The following is an 897-nucleotide window of genomic DNA, read 5'->3' on the forward strand; positions in this document are numbered from 1 at the left end:
CTCAAACATTTTATACTGACCTGGAGTCAGCTTTTTCTTGTAGTCTTTGTAATTGCTCTGGTCGATCGAGAACTTAATTTCATCGTCGGCGAAGGGGTCGACATGAGGAAAACCGTTGCCCTTAAACCCATCTGGCACCTCGGTAATACCACCATCCCAAGCAGGAATTGTTTTGTATTGATTACTTTCTTTAACTGAGCCAAAAGGAGTCAAAGATACGCCTAATTCAGCTGCGGCCTCCGAAGAAACTTTTGCTTGCGCATTAAAGGACAGCATGGCTATAACAGTTAAACCTAAGAAAGATAAGGATTTTCCATTCATATTCTACACCTTACCTGCTTAATTTGAGGCTTTATAAATTACTTGAACAACGGCAATAGCGAAGCTTGATAAACTCAAAGCATACTAATGGAGCAAGCCGGAACTAATTAGTATAGGAAGGAAAACCTTATTTTCCCAACCCACTGTTTTAAACCTGAGTGAATATTTATATCAACACTAGTCTCTTTGACATTTATGCATCGCCTCTATCATCAAGTGACTAAATCTCTTCATCTACTTCAACATTCGTACTTGTTGAACTAAGATTATCTAATACCTTCACTTTCTACAAATCTTCATTATGAAAACAGCGGAGAATTTCCTATGTACCAAAATTTTGTATCTTCTTTTTTACTTGTTTGCGTTCTAGTATTCGGCTCGGGTTCAGTGCTTGCAGATAAACACGGTCGCTCACAGTGGGTAGACATCAGCAGTGACAAAAAACCATTTAACAAGAATTGTGACTACAAAGTTTGGGTTCTTGAAGACAAGGAGTGGGCTGAGACCTGGTACCTAGAAGCATTTGATAGTGAGAATGCTTTTTACACTATCAATCGCCAAAGCAGTATTTGGAGC

General features: G+C 39.0%; 1 protein-coding gene and 1 pseudogene. One reads left to right on the forward strand and one right to left on the reverse strand.

From position 1 onward, the window contains the following. Positions 1-321 (reverse strand): annotated as a pseudogene (locus A3735_RS06620) (DUF1329 domain-containing protein); the annotation flags it as partial. 324 nt (positions 322-645) lie between these two features. Between A3735_RS06620 and A3735_RS06625 the strand changes: the two are divergent. Beyond that, positions 646-897: hypothetical protein (locus tag A3735_RS06625; protein WP_156499467.1), on the forward strand; the 252-nt coding region annotated here is incomplete at its 3' end.

It is taken from the genome of Oleiphilus sp. HI0061 (genome assembly GCF_001635675.1).